This is a genomic window from Flagellimonas sp. (genome assembly GCF_965233845.1).
Lineage (GTDB): Bacteria > Bacteroidota > Bacteroidia > Flavobacteriales > Flavobacteriaceae > Flagellimonas.
The window spans coordinates 1,576,948-1,596,881 of record NZ_OZ247584.1; the positions used below are offsets into that span (position 1 = coordinate 1,576,948).

Sequence of the window (19,934 nt, forward strand, 5' to 3'; positions counted from 1 at the left end):
AAAGTTTATGAAAGAAAAACAAACCATCATCTATATATTATCCAACCAACGATCGGGATCCACACTCATTGAGAACATTCTGTCGAAGTCTTCCCAAATGGTGTCCATTGGGGAGTCCTATCTTTTGGGCGGCCATATTCAGAAGACAGGCCCTGGCGGGGCTTGGGATTGGAATTGTTCCTGTGGTTCCAGTATGGAAACCTGCGAATTTTGGAACAAAGTATATCAAAAGCTTGGTGTTTCTGACCCCAAGCAAATAAAAAATACACAGATTGATGCTCCCAAGGGAAAGGAGGCGGCGCACCAAATAGAAATGAACGAGGAGGCGCGATCTTTGATGAATAAGGTGTACAAAGCTGTATTTGAGATTACCAATTGCGACGTGCTGGTGGATTCCTCGAAAGAGGCCTTTTATGGAACTTCCCTTTACCAAAAATCTCCTTTTAATTTTAAGTTTATCTATTTAAAAAGGGACTTACGTGCCGTATCCATTTCAAGGGATAAATGGCGAAAAAAATACAACAAAAAAGACATGAGTCTTCTCAAGTTGCTTGCATCCAACTACCTACACAGGTTAACGTGTAAATCCATGCTGAGGAACGTGAAGAAAGAAGATGTTTTTCATTTAAAATACGAGGAGTTTTTTAAAAACCCCCAGCAGACCTTGGACGAAATGTCGGATTTCTTCGGTTTCGATAGATACGAGGTCCCTGAATACATGGAACTTAATGATGATCATACCATTGCCGGTACCCCCAACCGTTTTAAAAAGACCAAAATTCAATATGATGACCGATGGCATAATGTAGCCAAAAGGCATCCACTTTTTAACGGGCTAGGGTATATACTTAATAAACTAGGATGAGCCTCACCAAAAAAATTAAGAAGGCTGGTAAATGGCAGTCATTGTCCGTTATCTCCTTGAACATTTTACAGTTGGCCTATATTGCCATAATGACCAGGCTACTGCTGAAAACAGATTATGGTTTAATGGCAGTGGTAAACGGAATTATAGGAATAGGCAACATTTTCATACAAGGAGGTATGGGTTCGGCCTTGATCCAGCGCCAGAACGTAAATAACAAACACATAAATGGAGCGCTGCAAACAAGCCTCCTAATAGGGTTTATCCTTTATGCCCTTTTCTATTTTACCGCCCCATTCATATCTTCGGTCTATAATGATGCCCGATTGGATGAACTGATCAAGGTAGCATCCTTAAACCTAATATTGCTTTCCCTGAGCAATATTTCAGGCAACCTATTATTAAAAAATTTCGATTTCAAGCATGTCTCCCTGGTCAACATAGTCTCCAACATCATTGGATATGGGCTAGGAGTCTATTTGGCATTTAATGGGTACGGTGTTTGGTCCCTTATCATTGCAACACTTCTTGCATCTTTCATTAGTACCATAGTGTTGTTTTACTTTGCCCCCATAAAAATCAGTTTTAAAATTCACTATAGGGAAGCCCGTGAATTGTTCGGCTTTGGCTCAGGGATGATGTTATTGTCCTTTAGTAACTTTTTGTCGAACAAGGGATTGAACCTGGTTTTTGGAAAGATTTTCACGCAAGATATTCTGGGTATTTATGAAAGGACCGCAAGGGTAAAGAATCTTCCAAGTCAATTTCTTGCCAATATTATCAATAAGGTAATGTTTCCGGTCATGTCGGAAATACAGGATGAAAATGAAAAACTGGTTAAAATTTACAAGTTTGGGCTGGGATTGAGTAATTCACTGATGATTCCTACCACCGTATTGTTGGTGTTTTTCTCTTCCGAAATTGTACAGATTCTCATGGGGTCCAATTGGACAGAGGCGGTACTGCCGTTACAAATTATGTTATTGGTCCTTACTTTTAGTAATTCTGGAAAAATGACTGATGCGGTCATTCGATCCAAAGGACTTATTTACAAAAATGTGACCCGTAAGTACATTTTTACGGCAATTATCATAGTCCTTTCCGGGACTTTGGGATATTTTTTTGGAATCAATGGTGCTGCCGTAGGAATTGTGATCAGCCATTTTATAAATTATTTAATGATGATCGTTCTCGTGAAAAACGTTTTCAAGGGAACATTTCGGGAGTACTTCTTTCAGCCCTTTATAGCAGGGTTGAGACTGGGACTGTACCTAGGAATGTTAATCGTTGGATATAAATTACTGTTCAATTTATGGGGAGAGACAGACGTTACCATGTTTATTGTATTTGTCGTGGGCTTACTGGCACTATCGGTAGGTATAGTAAGATTTAGACCCTCCCTGTTTGGATATTATCTAAAAGAAGCGATCAACAACACCATAAAAAGGATTTGAAAACGTTCATAGTGTTGAACGTGGCAAGCATATTTTGATTACTTAAAAAGATTATACATTTTAAATGTTACTTCAATTATGAAAAGTCAGGAACCAATCAACTTCTGGGGAATAGGGGCACAAAAAGCTGGGACCTCATGGTTATACTACAATCTATCCAAAACCCCTGGTTTTGCGATTCCTCCTGTAAAGGAATTCCACTATTTTGACCGGGATACCAAATATCCTTCGCCCAACTTCCTTTCCAAGACCAAGGTAAAGGATAGGATTGGGAGCGCCACGTATTTGAAAAAGGCTGCAAGGTCCATAGGCTCCTCACTCGTGAAAGGGAAAATGAAGCATGTGGCCTTCTCTTTCAAATGGTTCTTTTCGGATTACAGTGATGAGTGGTACAAGTCCATATTTGCTCCTTTTAAAGGACTAAAGGGCGAGATTACCCCCAGTTATTCCATGCTTGGCAAAGAGGATATTTCCAGAATGTATGCCATGGCCCCCAATGCTAAGTTGGTCCTGATGCTTAGAAACCCTATTGATCGGGCTTGGTCCCATTTTAGACATACCAAAAAACGTATTGAAGGTTTTACCCTTGACAATTTTGAGGAGAGCGAGATCTTGGCCTTTATGAAAAGTGAAGGACAGGTGCTACGATCCGATTATGTCCGTACCATCGAAAATTTTACCAGCATATTTCCGAAGGAACAACTGTTGATCGGATTCTTTGATGCCATTGTTGAAGCTCCCGAGCAATTACTGGAGGAGGTAATTCAATTTATCTCAACCAGCAATGATGCTGAGGAAGCCTTGAACAAATCGTGGAATGCAGACGAAGCCGCAACCAAAAAAGTGGTAAATAAATCCATAGAATTGGATTGCCCTCCAGCAGTTTTGGCTTTACTCAAGGATATGTACCACGACATGATTTTGGACCTGGCCAACCAATATGGAGGGTACTTCAATAAATGGTACTTGGAATCTTATGGTAAGCCTTCAGAAAACCAGGACGATAGATTGTTCTGTACTACCATGATAAAATAGAACCCTTTCAAAACCCATACCCATTGGTCAAAATTGAAACGGCAATGTGTATGGGAAGATGAGGTGGTTATTTGCTGATTTTCATCACGCAAAGGGCCCTTTTTCCAGTATGCACAGAATCAAAACAGATATACTCCCCGCTTGGATCCATTCTAGGGTGCAGGTCGCAGCACCAGTGCTTGAAGTTTTGGGATTGAAATCGCTTAAAAGAGTTCAATCGGGCCAAGAGCACAACTTCATTGGTGTTGCAGTCCACACGGTATAAATTGGCCATTCTGTATTTGTCAGGATAGGTATCCGTAACAAAGGAATCATCGGTAATAAAACTTTGATGCCCATCTGAATTCAATCTAGGGTAGGCCACCCTTTTGTGTTTTTGCAAAGTAGGCTCTTCAAAAAGTACATGGCTATCAATGTTTCCGGTTCTGCAATACGCGATAATTTGATTTTTATGGTTCCATACGTAATGCGAAACCATGTCATTGGTTGGCGCAACGTGACACTTTCTTGTTTCCAAATCAATGGTCAATAACCTGGAATGCCTTTTGTTGGTGTAGGACACATCGGCCCATCTATGCAAGAAGGAGATGTATCTGCCATCCGGAGAGAACAAGGTATGGGTTACAAAATGGTGGCAGTCCTCATATTCCGGGGTAAGCGTACCTATTTCCGTTAGTTCCTTTAGGCTAACCAGCATTTCCTTGGTATCCGTATTTACATCCCCAAGAAACAATCCCGTATTATCCGGGATTTTAACATCATTAAAACTGTCATCATCGTAAACAGCATAGCCGTAACCTGGCATTAATCGTTCCAACCTGCCATAACTGAAAGTAGCGGCATAGTTCCCACAAGCGGAAACCGAATCCATGGGAAAGGACAGGGATTTCTCGGTGTTGGTACTTAAATCATAAACTGTGGAGATGAGCTTGTCCCCACTTGCATTATTGTAAATGAGGCTGTTCTTCCCCAACCATTGCAAGCGACTTCCCTTATGGTAATTCCAAGCCTGGGTTTCACCAACTTTGACAAAATCCCCCATCTTGCCATCAAAGGTAAAATACCCAATTTCCAGTATATCACCACGTGTGGGCATATGCAAGGGAATCGTCAGTTTATTCGCCAACACTTTGGAACTATCATGGGAAAAAGGGGAAACATCGTGAAATCCAAAGAAATGACCTTCCTTGGCATCTATCTCATTAATAGAATAGTCTTTTTTATTGGGAAGGACATCAAAAAAAGATTGGTATAAGTTTCGGATGGCAATCTTGATTTTTGGATTGCTTTTTACGGTATCGTAAACTAGTTTTTCAATCTTGTTCATTGTGCTGGTACATTGTTTTGTAAAGATTTGCTATGCTGTTCCAATTAAAGGGTTTTACAATTTGGGTAAAATCCTTATAAGTTTCGTAGTTGCTAACTATCTGTGTTATTCCATTGCAGATTTCTTCCAGATTATCTGGATTTACCGATATGCCTACGTCTTTTCGTTCCAAGAACCCATCTATACCTTCGCCTTTGGCATATAGAACAGGTTTTCCTTGCGATAGGGCTTCTATATACACCAAGCCAAACAATTCTCCTTTGGCGGGCATGGCAAAAATGTCGGCATGTCGATAAGCTTGGAGAAGTTTTTCCTTGTCCTTGATTTTTCCTTTGTAATCAACCCAATCGTATGGTTTGATCTCGTTTAAAAAGCTGTTGTAAAATTCCTTTTCGTATTGGTTTTCTCCTCCAACAACGGTTAGGTGATACTCCTTGTCCGTGGTTTCATTTAATTTATGAAGGGCCTGAATCAAAGGGAGCACGTTTTTCCGTTGCATGATCTGTCCCACGTATAGTAAATGGACTCTTTTGTCCAATGATTTCCCAGATGGGTTTTGAAGATTTTCCAGCCAAAAATCATTGATTCCATTGGGCATGATTTTGACTTTGGGGGAAATCTTGGATATAAACGCTTCCGACATCATCTGGAAGAGTTTATCCCGATAGGTAGGTGAAATGAAAATAACCTGTTCCGCTTCTTCAAGCACTTTTTTTGCTTTGAACCTTCGGTGGTACATATATCTATATTGCAAGGCGATGTCCGTAGTGCGGACAGCCACAATATATTTTAGACCAAATTTCTTCTTTAGATTATAGGCCACCACACCATCCGTAAATAGATTATGTGCATGTATAAAGTCTACGTTCTGATGGGCTTTCTTTTGGATCAGCGCATTGGTGATCTCTTTTATCTTTCGGAAATAGTTGTACTTATGGTTGGGTTTTATGACCTTCTCAAAAATCAGCTCCCCATGATTTAAGTCCACTTCGTTTTCCGGTTTCCTGTCCGTCTTGATGGGAATATAGACCCGTTGTTCCAAATCAGCATCCAGAGTGGTATACAATTGGGAATAGAGGTGGTTATCTATATAATATGCATTGAGGTGGAGAATCTTCATGGAAAGATAGTCTTATGGAATGTGATTAATGTACAGGCTTGCATGAATTGAATAGTGAAGCGATCATTGATGTAGCTAAAATACAAGTTTAAGGATTAGCGAAGCCCATAGTCTAAAGATTTATTCTGAACGTTAAGAAGTAATAAATGTTGTTGTAACATAAAAGATTAAAATGAATAAATCCAGTTGTTGTTTTTGTATAAAATTTAGATGGCTAGGCAAACCGAAGCCCATATTTCGTTAGGGTAGTTCAGTGGTCATAAATTTCCTTCAAACGGTTGGGCCAATTTTGGAACAGCCTGAATTTCAACGATCCAAATCTTTATGAAATGTTAAATAAATATGTAGTTCATCGAATAAAAAATCGATGAACATCCAAACCCATGTAAAATCCCGTACTTTGAAAACGAATTGAAACCCAACATTGCATTTTAACCTAATTAATGGGCATTTCATCGAAAAAATTTAGCAGTAATCCATTTATAAACCCTGAATCGAATTACTCGACATTTACTTAACCTAATTATATTGCCATGCTGAACACTAATACCCCACTAAAAGTGTTTTCTCTACTAATTTACATTCTATTATTTAATCTCTCCTGCGCCAAGGACTCCGACTTGTTCTATGACGTTATCCAAGAGGAAACAGAAACGAACAAGGAAATTGAGGAAAGAAACAATGAAGATGAAGAAGCGTCTTCAGGTGAAGAGGATACTTCCGAAGAAGACAACACTTCCGAGGAAGATAATACAGATACCGGAGAAGACAATACCGATGACCAGTCCAAGGGACAGGGCTCCTTAATTTGGTATTCAGATTTTGAATCAGATCAATGGAATCTAAGTGGTTCCGGAGACAATACATGGGAGTACGAAGCAAGTAGGGGAGAACCACACACCACTTCGGACTCAAGAGCTGGTTCCAAGGCGGTCCATTTAGGTGATTACAATAATCACGTTACAAGAAATGAAATCCATAGGAATAGATTGTCCGATTGGGGCGAACATTGGATAGGCTTCTCAATGAAAGTAAAGCAAGCGGCCCAAAGCTCCAGGGTTTATGCCCAGTTTAGAAACATGAGGCCAGAAGGTGCTCCCGATCATGGAGGTATCAATCCGGTTACCTTAAGGCAAGGCTCCAATGGGAAAATGTTCTTCGCTACTTCAACGGACGAAAGAATGGTCAATATAATTCAAGACAGTGGTGCAAGTACAGGTACGGAAAACACACACTTCAACTATAATCTAGACGAATGGATTGATATTGTAATCCATTGGGAGCTTGATCCTGTTGATGGGTTTTTGGAAATATGGGTAAACGGCGACAAGATTGTTGACAAAAAAGGAACCACAACCTACCGACTCGCCAATGTAAGTGGAATTCCCTATACTGGTGAAATCAAACATACCATTGGAGTTTATTGGTCTTCAAAAAACTCCCCTCAAGGAGATGTCTACTTTGATGAATATAAGGTCTGGAAAGGCCCGGGGGCTTATGAAAATGTTAGTCCAGGAGGTCTTAGCCCCAACAATTAACCTCAATTTACGGCAGGTATACTTTTCTAATCTTAGACCCCATGGTCAAGTGGGTTAAGAGCGGGAATCCCTACAACCTTTACAGAAGCTGAGTATTGCTGTGAGCCGTCCTTTCTGTGACGGAGAAATAAGCACTTCTGCGACCTTTGGGAAAATTGGAATGTGATTTGGTAATTGAATTTAACCTACTTGTGGGCAGATCATATGAATCTGTAGCCGTAAATCAACATAAGAGGCCAACAGAAAATGCGGATAAGAACTTTGTAAAAAATGGGCATCGGGCGTTTCTTGCCTTTCTTGGTGCTGAAAACAAAGGTCTCGCTATTTCTTACGCCATTGCCCCCTATGGTATGACCAAAAGTTAAGGGGTGGCCATTGATCACGGCATCACGAACCTCACTAAGATCTATTTCCAAAAACTTGGAGAGCTTTTCGAAAATAACTTCTGGCTTTGCACCAAAATCTTCATATTTGACGAGCATCACCTTTTTTGGCCTTATTAATTTGATCAACCCTATCATGGTATTGCCTACCATCCAGGATATGGCTTCCACGGTCATGTACAAAGGGGCCAGTTTTGGATTGATATAGGTTTTTCGAAGAAACTTATAGCCTTTGCCCCTTCCAATAAACTTATATTTACTCGCTGCAACCCCATCTGGATGTTTGACCAAGTGTATGATTTTGGAGTCATCATAAAATTTGGCAAGCCATAAAGCCCGGTTTGGATTTTTTGAGGAATCAAGTATGGCTTTTTTTCCAGCGACCTCCAACAATCCTTGGGTAAATTGCTCTGTATCTTTCACCAATTCCCTATTGAATTTGGAATTGCCAAATAAGGTGTCCATAAATTCCTTGACATGTCCTGATTTCACCGTGTCTTTGGCAAACTTGTCCCAACTCTGCTCCGTCTTTGACTCGTAATTATGCCGAACACTGGTCCAATAGCCGCAATCATTCATTCCCTTTCCACAACTACACATAGCATTGAACCTTCCCAGTCCGGAAACCAATTCACCGACGCTTTCAATTGATTTGGAATTTCCAAGCATGGCATCAATTACGGTACTGCCACTGCGTCCTCGGCCTGTAATGTATATGTATTTCATCAAGAAATTAAAATTGGTTTTTCCGATTCAAAACTACTGAAAAAATAGTTGGATGATGTGCAAACACGTTTAAAGGAATAAATACTCGGGAAACTGAAAATGACTTAAAGTTTCCCATTTTTGGATGCCATTAAAACAGGTGAACTCTACAAGGTTTCCACGGTTGTTTTACCCCATTTCCAGTTATTTATTTATGCGGATTGAGCCCTTTATTTTTGCAAATGGTTGAGAACGTCTGAAATAATTGCCGCTTCAACAAATACTTTCCGGGTATTGGCGTTATGAGTTTTAAATTCAATAAATTGGCGTCTCAATTTTTGAACTAAACGGGAATAAAACATAGATATGATAGTAATTGCAAATGGTGCGTTCAAGTCAGGGTCTACCTGGCAGCGAAATTTGTTAAAAGGCCTGATGGATTTCCAGCCACTACCTGAAAATTTTCAAAGCAAGAAGCATGATAGCTTTGTTGGTATTGATCGTTTGGCAGATATTGTTAAATCCTCGGAGATTAAATCGAACAACTATTTGGCAAAAGGACATATCTACAAAAAAGACCATATAGAATTGCTGGCCAGCAATGAGGATGATGTAAAAATATTCATGATTCAGCGGGATATTCGGGACGCTATAGTTTCACATTATAACCACTTCATTAATGTGCGATCCTTTAAACCATCATTTAAGACCTATTATTGGTTGGTTGGACGCTACAAGGCCATACAGCTCGCAAAATACAATAAGAATTGGGAATCATTTCAAAACAATGTCTATCATTCAACCTTTGAATCCTTAAAAAAAGACACTCCCGGAGAATTGAAACGGTTTGCGGAATTTCTTGGCGTTACCCTAAACCAGAAGCAAATTGAGGACATTATTGAAGCCAACAGTATTAAGAAGGTACGGGAGAATTCTCCACGCAAATGGTTTTTTAGAAAAGGTGAAATTGGGGATTATAAGAATTACCTAACGGCTTCAATGGAAAAGGATTTGGAAAGAATCCAAAAAAAGAACAACCTGTTGGACAAACTAGGCTACTACCTCATTTTTGAACTAAGACGCAGTCTATCCTAACCGGTGGTAAGGGCGGTAAGAAAGCACCCATAAAAAATATAGAAAGATCGGTCTTTTCGGTTTAAGACTTGGATAAGACAAAAAAAGGGCTGGATTTAAAAAATCCAGCCCTTTTTACTTTCGATTTATACACTTATTTGAAGCGTGTCACTTTTTCCCAATTTGGAAATACTCAAAGCCAAGCTCTTCCAACGTTAGGTCATCGTACTGATTTCGTCCATCAAAAATAATGGGTTCGTTGAGCTGTTGTTTGAGTTCTTCAAAATCCGGTGCCCTAAACTCTTTCCATTCCGTAAGCAGAATCATGGCATCTGCCCCTTGTAAGGTTTCATATTTGGAATTACAATAGGAAACATTTGGAACGTCCTTGAGGTAAAACTCCTGCGCTTCACCCATTGCTTTTGGGTCATAAGCCTGGATACTGGCCCCTCTTTCAACCAAATCCTTGATAATATAGATTGCAGGTGCTTCCCGCATATCATCTGTTTGTGGCTTAAAGGCCAATCCCCAGACGGCAAAGGTTTTTCCTTTAAGGTCCTCTCCAAAACGGTTCACCACCTTTTTTGCTATTACAAACTTCTGGTCATCGTTAACATCTTCAACCGCACCAATAATTCTAGCGGAATACCCATGTTCCTGGGCTGTTTTTTTCAAGGCCTTGACATCTTTTGGAAAACAGGATCCCCCGTATCCACTTCCCGGGTAGATGAAACTATATCCAATTCTGCTATCCGAACCAATTCCTACGCGTACTTTGTTAACATCTGCACCTACCAATTCGCAAATGTTGGAGATTTCGTTCATAAACGAAATTTTGGTAGCCAACATGGCATTGGCCACGTATTTGGTCATTTCTGCAGAGCGAACGTCCATAGTGATCAAACGATTCGTACTACTTCTAAAAAACGGGCTGTACAGGTTGCGCATCTTTTTGGTGGATTCTTCATGATCGGAACCTACCACCACGCGATCAGGTTTCATGAAGTCATTGATGGCATCACCCTCCTTTAAAAACTCAGGGTTGGAAACCACGTGAAAGTCAATGTCCGCTTTTCTGGAATCCAGTTCCTTTTGAACCGTTTCCCTTACCTTATCTGCAGTACCTACGGGTACCGTTGATTTATCAACAATTACCAAGGAATGTTGCATGTGCTGTCCAATCTCTTTGGCCACTTGCAACACATACTTTAGATCGGCAGAACCGTCTTCACCCATAGGAGTACCTACGGCAATAAATGCGATATCGCATTTTTCAAGATTCTCAGCCAATTTGGTACTGAAATGTAGCGTTTTGTTTGCAATATTTCTTTCGACCATGGCCTCCAAGCCTGGCTCATATATTGGGATAATTCCGTTTTTAAGATTTGTGATTTTCTTTTCGTCCACATCAATACAGGTAACTCTGTTACCCATCTCAGCGAAACAAGTTCCACTCACAAGACCTACATATCCGGTACCAATTATTGTAAGATTCATTTTATGTTATTTTTTAAACAATGTAAATGTCATAATAATAATGACAGAACCATCAGATTATTATTTAATGAGAATAAATTTGTTTAGGGGATTTTGGTTTTTCATTTGAGCACATAACTAACACTACGTCTAGATGCTGACTTTTAATCTGCAGCGGACAATTTCCATCAAAATTAAATGGCGGTCATTGTCAAAAGCTGGCACATTTAAAAGCCAGGATTAAATAATCATACCCGCGGCAACTGTTTCGTTGGTGTTTTCGTCAATCAGAATTAAATTCCCTGTGCTTCTATTGTCCCTATAGGAATCTATCATTAAGGGTTTTGTTGAGCGAATACGTACTTTACATATATCATTCATACCGATTTCCTTGTCTTCCATATTTCGTCCAAGGGTCTCAATATCAATTTTGTACAGCACCTCTTTGATCATGGCCGTTTGCTCATTGCTTGTGTGCTTTAAGGTATATTTGGCCCTGGGCTTTGCAGGATCGTTATTCATCCAGCACAGCATCACCTCCAAATCCTGAGCAGGTTCCGGCTTGTTGTTGGATCTTACGATCATATCCCCACGCCCAATATCGATATCGTCCTCCAAAGTCATGGAAATTGACATGGGAGCGTAGGCCTCCTCAAGTTCACCATCTGGCCCTTCAATAGTTTTGATTTTTGAGGTAAAACCAGAAGGCATTACGGTAATTTCCTCACCTGGTCTGAAAATACCACTGGCTATTCTTCCGGCGTATCCACGATAGTCAATGAACCCTTCTCGTTGTGGACGCAATACGGTCTGTACTGGGAACCGTGCATCCACGCTGTTGAAATCACTACTGATATGAATGGTTTCAAGGGTGTGCAACAAGGGTGCGCCTTTGTACCAAGGCATATTTTCGGACCTGTTTACCACATTGTCACCCAACAGGGCACTAATTGGAATAAAGCGTACATCTTTCACCAATAATTTTGATGAAAAATCTTGAAACTGCTTTATAATGTCATTATATACTTCCTCCTTGAAATCCACAAGGTCCATTTTGTTGATACAAACCACCAAATGGGGAATTTGTAACAGGGAAGCAATAAAGGAGTGCCTCTTTGTTTGTTCAATAACACCATGTCTTGCATCAATCAGAATAATGGCAGCATTGGCGGTAGATGCACCTGTGACCATATTTCTGGTATACTGGATGTGTCCAGGAGTATCGGCTATAATGAATTTTCTCTTGGGAGTGGTGAAGTAACGGTAGGCCACGTCAATGGTAATACCTTGCTCACGCTCGTCTTTCAGACCATCGGTGAACAATGCCAAATCCAAGCCATCATGACCTTTTTTTAAGCTGGTATTTTCAATGGACTCCAATTGATCTTCAAAGATTGATTTAGAGTCATATAGAAGCCTTCCAATTAGTGTGCTTTTTCCGTCATCAACACTTCCGGCCGTAGTAAATCTTAATAGTTGACTATTGTTTAATTCCATATCCATTTTTCTAAAAATACCCTTGTCTTTTTCTGTCTTCCATTGCGCTTTCAGAGCGTTTGTCATCGGTTCTATTACCTCTTTCGGTCTGTCTCATACCAGAAACTTCCGCAGCAATTTTTTCCAATGTATCAGCATCTGATTCTATACCACCGGTGATGGTGATATCACCTAGTGTTCTAAACCGAACTTTCTTGGTTACGATTTCTTCTCCGTCCTCAAGCTTTAAGAACTCCGAATTGGGAATCCATGCATCACTTCTCCAAACTACTTCCCTTTCATGGGCATAGTACAGTGAAGGTATTTCGATTTGTTCGCGTTTGATGTAGTTCCAAACGTCCATTTCTGTCCAATTACTTATGGGGAACGCTCTAAAATGTTCTCCTTCAAAGTGTTTCCCGTTGAAAAGGTTCCATAACTCGGGACGCTGGTTTTTAGGGTCCCACTGACCAAAATCATCTCGGTGGGAAAAGAACCGTTCCTTTGCCCTTGCCTTTTCTTCATCTCGTCGTCCACCACCAATGGCACAGTCTACCTTGTGTTCCTCAATGGCGTCCAAAAGGGTGGTAATCTGCAGGGCATTACGGGTTGCACTTTTTCCTTTTTCTTCCGCAACTCTACCTTGGTCTATGGATTCCTGAACAGAACCTACAATAAGATTCACACCAAGCTGTTTTAGGATATTGTCCCTGAATTGGATGGTCTCCGGGAAATTATGACCCGTATCCACATGCATCAAGGAGAACGGAATTTTGGAAGGGAAGAATGCTTTTTTTGCCAAGTGGGTCACTACAATGGAATCCTTTCCTCCTGAAAAGAGGATAACAGGATTCTGAAATTGTGCCCAAACCTCCCGTAACACGAAGATGGCCTCGGACTCTAACTCGTCTAAATAGTTTAAATAGTACTTACTCATTTTTGAGTCTTATTTGGTTCTTTATCTTATTATATATAATGTCAACAGATTCATCTATGCCATATTCATTTGATACCTCCACATCCGGATTCTTAGGTGCTTCATATGGAGCTGAAATTCCGGTCATGTTTTTAATCTCGCCTTTACGTGCCTTTGCGTACAGCCCCTTAACATCCCTTTGCTCGCATACCTCCAAACTGGTGTTTACAAACACTTCAATATAGTTGTCGGGCCCTACGGTTTGCTTTATGAACTCCCTGTCTTTTTCATAGGGGGCAATAAAGGCTGCAAGGGTTACCACACCTGCATCAATAAAAAGTTTTGAGATTTCGGCAATACGCCTAAGGTTTTCCGATCGGTCCTCAGGTTTAAACGTGAGATTGCTGTTAATGCCCTTGCGAACATTATCACCATCCAGTACATATGTTTTAACGCCATTCTTATAGAATCGTTCTTCCAAGGCATTGGCCAAAGTAGATTTACCGGAACCGGAAAGCCCCGTGAAGAAAATAAGAAGTGAATTGTGTCCACTTTGTTTTCTCCTTTTTTCTACATCGATCTTATAGGAATGGGCAATTATATTCTTTTCCATGTTTTTGATCTAACTATTTTATCAAGTCCAAAGTTGATACGGTACCATGCCCTTTCATGGTAATAGTACAATATCATTTTGGTGATTACTTCCAGGGTTCCAATCTTCAATCCTGTAAGCGGGTTTCCAGAGATTATCCAAGAAATCACGATTGTATCAAGGGTGCCAATCACACGCCAAGAAACTGTTTTGAACAAATGTCGTTTTCTACTTTCGGGCATCTTGACTCTTACCCAAGCCCGTTCGTGGAGGTAATACAGAATCATTTTGGTAAAAACCTCCGAAAAACCGATTTTGAGTCCAGTGGCAGGGTTCCCTGTAATAATCCAGGACAACACCACGGTGTCCAGGGTTCCTACTAACCTCCAGGTGATGGTTTTGGCAATATGTCTCTTATGGGATATTTTACCCATAAATCCGGAGATCTTTCCCACAGCTTACTGACTTACTAAAAAATAGGGATTCAACAAATTTTCTTTATTATAGGGCAATTCCTCATTGGTCTGTTGGGAAATCACCTTTAGCCCAACGGCGTTGCAAATCGCATGGCCAGCCGCAGTATCCCACTCCATGGTAGGAGCAAATCTGGGATAAAAATCAGCCTTCCCTTCGGCGACCAGGCAGAATTTAAGCGAACTCCCTTTGGAAACAACTTCTATTTCATCAAAGTCATTTTCAATGGATGAGATAAAATCAAGTGTATCTTGGTTCATATGCGAGCGACTGCCTACAACGCGAGCCAACGCTTTACTTGTTTTACTCATAGAAATACGATCTTCTTCCGCAAATAGTTCATTTGTAAGATTGAGTTCTTCATCTAAGATGGTTTTATAGGCAATCTTTTTGGTAACATCTGCGTAATAAAGTTCGCGGCTAACAGGAACATAGATCACACCTAGAACAGGTCTTCCTTTCTCGCACAGTGCAATGTTCACAGTGAATTCACCATTTCGCTTGATAAATTCCTTGGTGCCATCCAGTGGATCTACAATCCAACATTTGTCCCAATGCTTTCTATCATCGTATTCCAGGTTTTTGTTCTCCTCGGAGATAATAGGAATGTCCGTTTCCACCAGATATTGATTGATAAGGGTGTTGGCCGCAGTATCCGCCTCAGTCAAAGGCGAACGGTCATCTTTTATTTCCAGTTCAAAATCGGGTTTTCCATAAATTTCCATAATAGCCGAACCACCAGAGATGGCAGCTTTGATGGCTATTTCAATAGGCTCGGTAAATGATTGTGTGTTGTTTTTCATATGATGACAAAATTCAAAAATACAGTCAGCAATAACAATTTTTGACCCGTTTTTACGGTGTACGTTTAAAAAAATCGATTATCATGAACAATTCTAAATTTTAAGGTTGCTTCAAGGGGGTGAGAGTGTCGGATGAAAGTAAAAAATCACAAATGAATGGCAATTTACGTCAGTAAAACTTTTAAACCTTATAATATTGTTTGTACCAGTTTATAAATTCTTGTACCCCATTTTCTATCTGAGTGTCAGGGTGGTAGTCATAATCTTTTATAAGCTCATCCACATTGGCCCAGGTTTTACTAACATCACCAGGTTGCATGGGCAGCATTTCTTTTTTGGCTTCAATCCCCAAGCTTTTTTCAATTGCTTTGATAAAAGCCATTAGCTTAACGGATTTGTTGTTGCCAATATTGTAAACCTTGTACAATTCCCCAGTGGACTTTCTTTCTGTGATATCCTTGGCCACAACACGCACTACACCTTCTACAATATCGTCTATATATGTGAAGTCCCTTTCCATTTCACCGCGGTTGAATACCTTTATAGGTTTGCCCTTTAACATGGCATCCGTAAACAGGAACATGGCCATGTCCGGTCGGCCCCATGGACCGTATACCGTAAAGAACCGAAGACCTGTTGTCAAGAAACCATATAAGTGGCTGTAGGTGTGTGCCATGAGCTCGTTGCTCTTTTTTGTGGCTGCATATAAACTGATAGGGTGGTCTACATTATCTGAAGTATTAAAAGGTATCTTTTTGTTTAAGCCGTACACACTTGAGCTACTGGCATACACAAGATGTTTTACCTTATTATGCCTACAGCCTTCCAATATGTTCAAGAAACCCACCACATTGCTATCCACATAAGCTTCGGGATTTTCAAGACTATAACGTACACCGGCTTGTGCGGCAAGATGGCATACCACATCAAATTTTTCGGTCTCGAACAATTTTGGCAATTCATTGCGATCTTCCAAATTCATTCTAACAAATTTGAACTGGGAAGAATGAATCGAGCTTTCTGAAACGGAATTGAATTTTTCAGCTTGGGAAGGGTCTATTCCCAGTTCTTTTAACCGAGCATATTTAAGACCAACATCGTAGTAACTATTAATGTTGTCAAGTCCTACTACTTGACAATTTTGCGCTATCAACTGGGCCACCGTATGAAATCCAATAAACCCAGCTGCCCCAGTTACCAATACCTTCATTCAATTCTGTTTTTTGAGGTTATACTATATAATGTATGGATGCGATTTTATTGAGCGGCCAAATTAAATAATTACGAGGAAAGTATACCTTATTTATAGTACGGTTAGTTGTAATACCCGATAAACGGATAAACGGTAATTCCCGGCCTTCTTTATTTGGAAATGATGTGGTCAACTAAATGGTAATGGCATTCAATCGATTTTTTTTACATGTTTGGCGAAATATCGCATGGTTTTGATCCTAACTCTATGTTAAGTTGGTAACTTTAGTTTTTAATGTGACTCTTGAGTTAATTTTCAACGAATTGCAGTCCCCTTAATTAAAAGTTTTTAGTACCTGATTTGATACAAATCTATTAGTTACAACTAAAGTAAAAACCACTGAACTTGGAAACCGAAATTCAATCTAAAATATGGCTGTCCTCGCCGCATATGGGAGGAACGGAACTTTCTTTTGTCCATGAGGCCTTTGATACCAATTGGGTAGCACCACTGGGGCCAAATGTTACTGGATTTGAGGAGGATATTGAAAACTATCTGGGACATGATGTACATGTTGCAGCTTTGAGTTCGGGAACCGGGGCCATACATTTAGGCCTTAAGTTGCTTGGTGTATCTGCTGGGGATGAGGTGCTTTGCCAAAGTTTTACGTTTTCGGCATCAGCAAACCCTATAACTTATCTTGGTGCCAGACCGGTCTTCATTGACAGTGAGGCTGAAACCTGGAACATGTCGCCCAAACTTCTTGAGGAAGCCATCATTCAAAGAATATCATCCGGAAATAAGCCGAAGGCTATTGTAACTGTGCATCTCTATGGGATGCCCTATAAGGTGGAAGAGATTCATGCCATAGCAAACGATTATGACATCCCTGTTTTGGAAGATAGCGCAGAAGCCCTGGGTAGCACTTATGGTTCAAGGCCGTGTGGTACTTTTGGCGATATAGCCATATTATCTTTCAACGGAAACAAGATTATAACAACTTCTGGGGGAGGTGCCTTGGTATCCAAAAGAAAAGAGTACAGGGACAAGGCAGTTTTTCTGGCAACCCAAGCTAGGGACAAAGCAGTTCACTATCAACATTCAGAGATTGGACATAACTATAGAATGAGTAATGTATTGGCCGGGATTGGAAGAGGTCAGATGCAAGTTTTGGATGATAGGATTGCGGCTAGAAGGAACAACCATAGGTTCTATACCGAACAACTTCATGAATTTGATGAAATAACCTTTCTGGAAGAGCCTTACGGGATGTTCAGTAATAGATGGTTGAGTTGTATTCTCACACCTTCCTATGAGGTAAGGGAAAAGATTCGTGTGGCCTTGGAGCATGAGAATATTGAATCCAGACCGCTCTGGAAGCCCATGCATATGCAACCCATTTATGAAAAAGAAATTAGCTTTTCCGATGGCACTTCGGAAGACCTCTTTAACAGAGGCCTGTGCTTACCAAGTGGTTCCAATCTATTGGAACAGGACTTGCAGCGCATTATTAAAACAATAAAAATTGCTCTTTCATGATACAGAACTACCTAACTAATACTGTAGAAAGATATGCCTCCAAATGGTTGGTGTTGGCAATTGACGTGGTCATTGTGGCATTTTCATTTGTACTGTCGTATTTTATACGTTTCAACCTGACATTCAATTTTGATGTAGATAAACTTTTCGTTCAACTGCCTTGGGTCTTGTTCATTGCCTTGATCTCCTTTTTAATGATAGGCTCTTACAAAGGCGTTGTGAGACATACAGGTATGCGGGATGTATACAACATCTTCAATGCTATTTGCTTGGCAAGTATCTTTACAATTTTCCTTGTACTTGCGAACAGAAAATTTGAATTAGCGGACAATTTTACCATTCCATTGTCCATCATTATCATAAACAGCCTCATTTCTTTTGTAACCCTGGTGGCGTCCAGGTACGTTTTTAAAACACTCTTTCATGGGTTTATAAAAGAGAATGGGTTCAACTCTGCCAAAAACGTGGTGATCTATGGTGCCGGTAATTCCGGGATTTTGACCCACGGAGCACTGACCAATCATTCCAAGAGCAATGTAAAGGTGGTGGGTTATGTTGATAAGGACAAGAAAAAGATTGGCAAGCTGATCAATGGTGTCAATGTTTATGGCCCAGAAATTCTGACCAAGGATTTCATTTCCAAAAAGAGAATTTCCGAGGTCATTTTTTGTATCCAGAACATCGATCATAAAAAACTCAACCAATTGGTTGAGGGCTTGGTTGATTTTCCCGTACAGGTTAAAATTATCCCTCCTGTTGAAGACTGGATCAATGGGGAATTGAAGGCATCACAAATTAAAACGGTTCAAATTGAGGATTTACTTAACCGCAAGCCTATTGCCATTACCAATTCCAGAATAAGTGAGGAAGTAAGGGATAAGGTGATCTTTGTTACTGGTGGTGCTGGATCAATCGGAAGTGAAATCGTACGACAAATATGCAGATACAATTTCCGTTCCCTTGTAATAATTGATCAGGCAGAATCGGCTTTGTACGATTTACAGCAGGAATTAAAGCAGAAGGGTTATCATAATTTTATTCCTAATAGTGGGAGACGTAAGGGATAAAAATAGGATGAATTATATCTTCCAGGAGCACAAACCGGATTTAGTTTTCCATGCAGCTGCTTACAAGCATGTACCCTTAATGGAGTATAATTCCTATGAAGCAATTAAAATAAATATTGCTGGTACAAAGACCATAGTAGATCTAGCCATACAGTACAATATCGACAAATTTGTTCTGGTATCCACAGACAAGGCGGTGAACCCGACCAACGTTATGGGGGCCAGTAAAAGAATTGCGGAAATCTATGTGAGTTGCAAACAGCAAGAAAGCAAGACCAAGTTTATCACTACCCGTTTTGGCAACGTATTGGGTTCCAATGGCTCTGTGATTCCCTTGTTCAGAAAGCAAATTGAACATGGAGGCCCTATTACTTTGACCCATAAAGAGATTACTCGTTACTTTATGACAATTCCCGAAGCTTCCCAATTGGTTTTGGAAGCCGGAGCCATGGGCAAAGGAGGGGAAATCTTTATTTTCGATATGGGTGAATCTGTGAAGATTTACGACTTGGCAAAGAACATGATCAAGCTGTCAGGCTTGAGTTACCCCGAGGACATTGATATTAAGGTAACCGGTTTAAGGCCGGGTGAAAAGTTGTATGAAGAACTGTTGGCAAATGGTGAAAATACACTACCAACCTACCACGAGAAAATAAAAATAAGTAAGACCAGAGACTTGGATTATGTAGACTTACGATCTAAAATTGATGAACTTTGCATTAGTAACTTGTTTTTCAGTGAAAACACCATTCAACTAATGAAAAGTATAGTTCCCGAATATATTTCGAAAAATTCAAAACTTTGCGAATTGGATAAAGATGAAAAGGTTAGTTTTGAAAAAAGTACCCTTGTAAAACCAACTAGTTCGTAATTTTTAAATTAAAATTAGATAATCAAC

The 19,934-nt window shown here is 40.1% G+C and carries 16 protein-coding genes and 1 pseudogene; 7 read left to right on the forward strand and 10 right to left on the reverse strand.

The window, feature by feature from the left end; translation table 11 throughout:
- Nucleotides 1-7 precede the first annotated feature (7 nt).
- The 3 genes from ACO6S0_RS06810 (at nucleotide 8) to ACO6S0_RS06820 (ending at nucleotide 3,354) form a co-directional block, all read left to right on the forward strand.
- On the forward strand, nucleotides 8-865 hold the full coding sequence (locus ACO6S0_RS06810; protein ID WP_422351244.1) for a sulfotransferase: 858 nt from the start codon (nucleotides 8-10) through the stop codon (nucleotides 863-865).
- Nucleotides 862-2,319, forward strand: a complete 1,458-nt coding sequence (locus ACO6S0_RS06815; protein ID WP_422351245.1) for a lipopolysaccharide biosynthesis protein — start codon at nucleotides 862-864, stop codon at nucleotides 2,317-2,319. The genes ACO6S0_RS06810 and ACO6S0_RS06815 overlap by 4 nt, the downstream gene beginning before the upstream one ends.
- A 78-nt stretch (nucleotides 2,320-2,397) precedes the next feature.
- Nucleotides 2,398-3,354, forward strand: coding sequence for a sulfotransferase domain-containing protein (locus ACO6S0_RS06820; protein WP_422351246.1), 957 nt, complete (start codon nucleotides 2,398-2,400; stop codon nucleotides 3,352-3,354).
- Nucleotides 3,355-3,421: 67 nt separating this feature from the next.
- Here the strand turns inward: ACO6S0_RS06820 and ACO6S0_RS06825 are convergent, their stop codons facing one another.
- Together ACO6S0_RS06825 and ACO6S0_RS06830 are read right to left on the reverse strand one after the other, a co-directional pair.
- A complete protein-coding gene (locus tag ACO6S0_RS06825) occupies nucleotides 3,422-4,681 on the reverse strand; it encodes a hypothetical protein (RefSeq protein ID WP_422351247.1) in 1,260 nt (419 codons plus the stop codon).
- Entirely contained in the window at nucleotides 4,668-5,801 is a 1,134-nt protein-coding gene (locus ACO6S0_RS06830; protein ID WP_422351248.1) for a glycosyltransferase family 4 protein, read from the reverse strand. Before ACO6S0_RS06830 ends, ACO6S0_RS06825 begins: the two co-directional genes overlap by 14 nt.
- A gap of 533 nt (nucleotides 5,802-6,334) precedes the next feature.
- Here ACO6S0_RS06830 and ACO6S0_RS06835 point away from each other — a divergent pair.
- Complete coding sequence (locus ACO6S0_RS06835; protein WP_422351249.1) at nucleotides 6,335-7,339, forward strand: heparin lyase I family protein; 1,005 nt, start codon at nucleotides 6,335-6,337, stop codon at nucleotides 7,337-7,339.
- Nucleotides 7,340-7,539: 200 nt separating this feature from the next.
- Here ACO6S0_RS06835 and ACO6S0_RS06840 read toward each other — a convergent pair whose 3' ends face one another.
- Complete coding sequence (locus ACO6S0_RS06840) at nucleotides 7,540-8,448, reverse strand: sulfotransferase (protein ID WP_422351250.1); 909 nt, start codon at nucleotides 8,446-8,448, stop codon at nucleotides 7,540-7,542.
- A 345-nt stretch (nucleotides 8,449-8,793) separates the two neighbouring features.
- On the opposite strand from ACO6S0_RS06840, the gene ACO6S0_RS06845 reads away from it, so the two are divergent.
- Nucleotides 8,794-9,522 carry a sulfotransferase domain-containing protein gene (locus ACO6S0_RS06845; RefSeq protein ID WP_422351251.1) on the forward strand — a complete coding sequence of 243 codons (729 nt, stop codon included), beginning with the start codon at nucleotides 8,794-8,796 and terminating at the stop codon, nucleotides 9,520-9,522.
- Between the two features lie 147 nt (nucleotides 9,523-9,669).
- On the opposite strand, the gene ACO6S0_RS06850 is transcribed toward ACO6S0_RS06845, so the two are convergent.
- The 7 genes from ACO6S0_RS06850 to ACO6S0_RS06880 form a co-directional block, all read right to left on the reverse strand.
- The gene (locus ACO6S0_RS06850; protein ID WP_422351252.1) at nucleotides 9,670-10,998 is read right to left on the reverse strand and encodes a UDP-glucose dehydrogenase family protein; all 1,329 of its coding nucleotides are present in this window, start codon (nucleotides 10,996-10,998) and stop codon (nucleotides 9,670-9,672) included.
- 219 nt (nucleotides 10,999-11,217) lie between these two features.
- Nucleotides 11,218-12,474 carry a sulfate adenylyltransferase subunit 1 gene (locus ACO6S0_RS06855; RefSeq protein WP_420399350.1) on the reverse strand — a complete coding sequence of 419 codons (1,257 nt, stop codon included), beginning with the start codon at nucleotides 12,472-12,474 and terminating at the stop codon, nucleotides 11,218-11,220.
- A 10-nt stretch (nucleotides 12,475-12,484) separates the two neighbouring features.
- Nucleotides 12,485-13,390, reverse strand: coding sequence for a sulfate adenylyltransferase subunit CysD (cysD, locus tag ACO6S0_RS06860; RefSeq protein ID WP_422351253.1), 906 nt, complete (start codon nucleotides 13,388-13,390; stop codon nucleotides 12,485-12,487).
- A complete protein-coding gene (gene cysC / locus ACO6S0_RS06865) occupies nucleotides 13,383-13,982 on the reverse strand; it encodes an adenylyl-sulfate kinase (protein ID WP_422351254.1) in 600 nt (199 codons plus the stop codon). Before cysC ends, cysD begins: the two co-directional genes overlap by 8 nt.
- Nucleotides 13,967-14,395 carry a DUF2061 domain-containing protein gene (locus ACO6S0_RS06870; RefSeq protein ID WP_422351808.1) on the reverse strand — a complete coding sequence of 143 codons (429 nt, stop codon included), beginning with the start codon at nucleotides 14,393-14,395 and terminating at the stop codon, nucleotides 13,967-13,969. The genes cysC and ACO6S0_RS06870 overlap by 16 nt, the downstream gene beginning before the upstream one ends.
- 24 nt (nucleotides 14,396-14,419) lie before the next feature.
- Nucleotides 14,420-15,238 carry a 3'(2'),5'-bisphosphate nucleotidase CysQ gene (gene cysQ / locus ACO6S0_RS06875; protein WP_422351255.1) on the reverse strand — a complete coding sequence of 273 codons (819 nt, stop codon included), beginning with the start codon at nucleotides 15,236-15,238 and terminating at the stop codon, nucleotides 14,420-14,422.
- A 181-nt stretch (nucleotides 15,239-15,419) separates the two neighbouring features.
- Entirely contained in the window at nucleotides 15,420-16,448 is a 1,029-nt protein-coding gene (locus ACO6S0_RS06880) for an NAD-dependent epimerase (protein ID WP_422351256.1), read from the reverse strand.
- A 432-nt stretch (nucleotides 16,449-16,880) separates the two neighbouring features.
- Here ACO6S0_RS06880 and ACO6S0_RS06885 point away from each other — a divergent pair, with 432 nt between their 5' ends.
- The gene (locus tag ACO6S0_RS06885; RefSeq protein WP_422351809.1) at nucleotides 16,881-17,969 is read left to right on the forward strand and encodes a DegT/DnrJ/EryC1/StrS family aminotransferase; all 1,089 of its coding nucleotides are present in this window, start codon (nucleotides 16,881-16,883) and stop codon (nucleotides 17,967-17,969) included.
- Nucleotides 17,966-19,907 (forward strand): annotated as a pseudogene (locus ACO6S0_RS06890) (polysaccharide biosynthesis protein). Before ACO6S0_RS06885 ends, ACO6S0_RS06890 begins: the two are co-directional and overlap by 4 nt.
- Nucleotides 19,908-19,934: the final 27 nt, after the last annotated feature.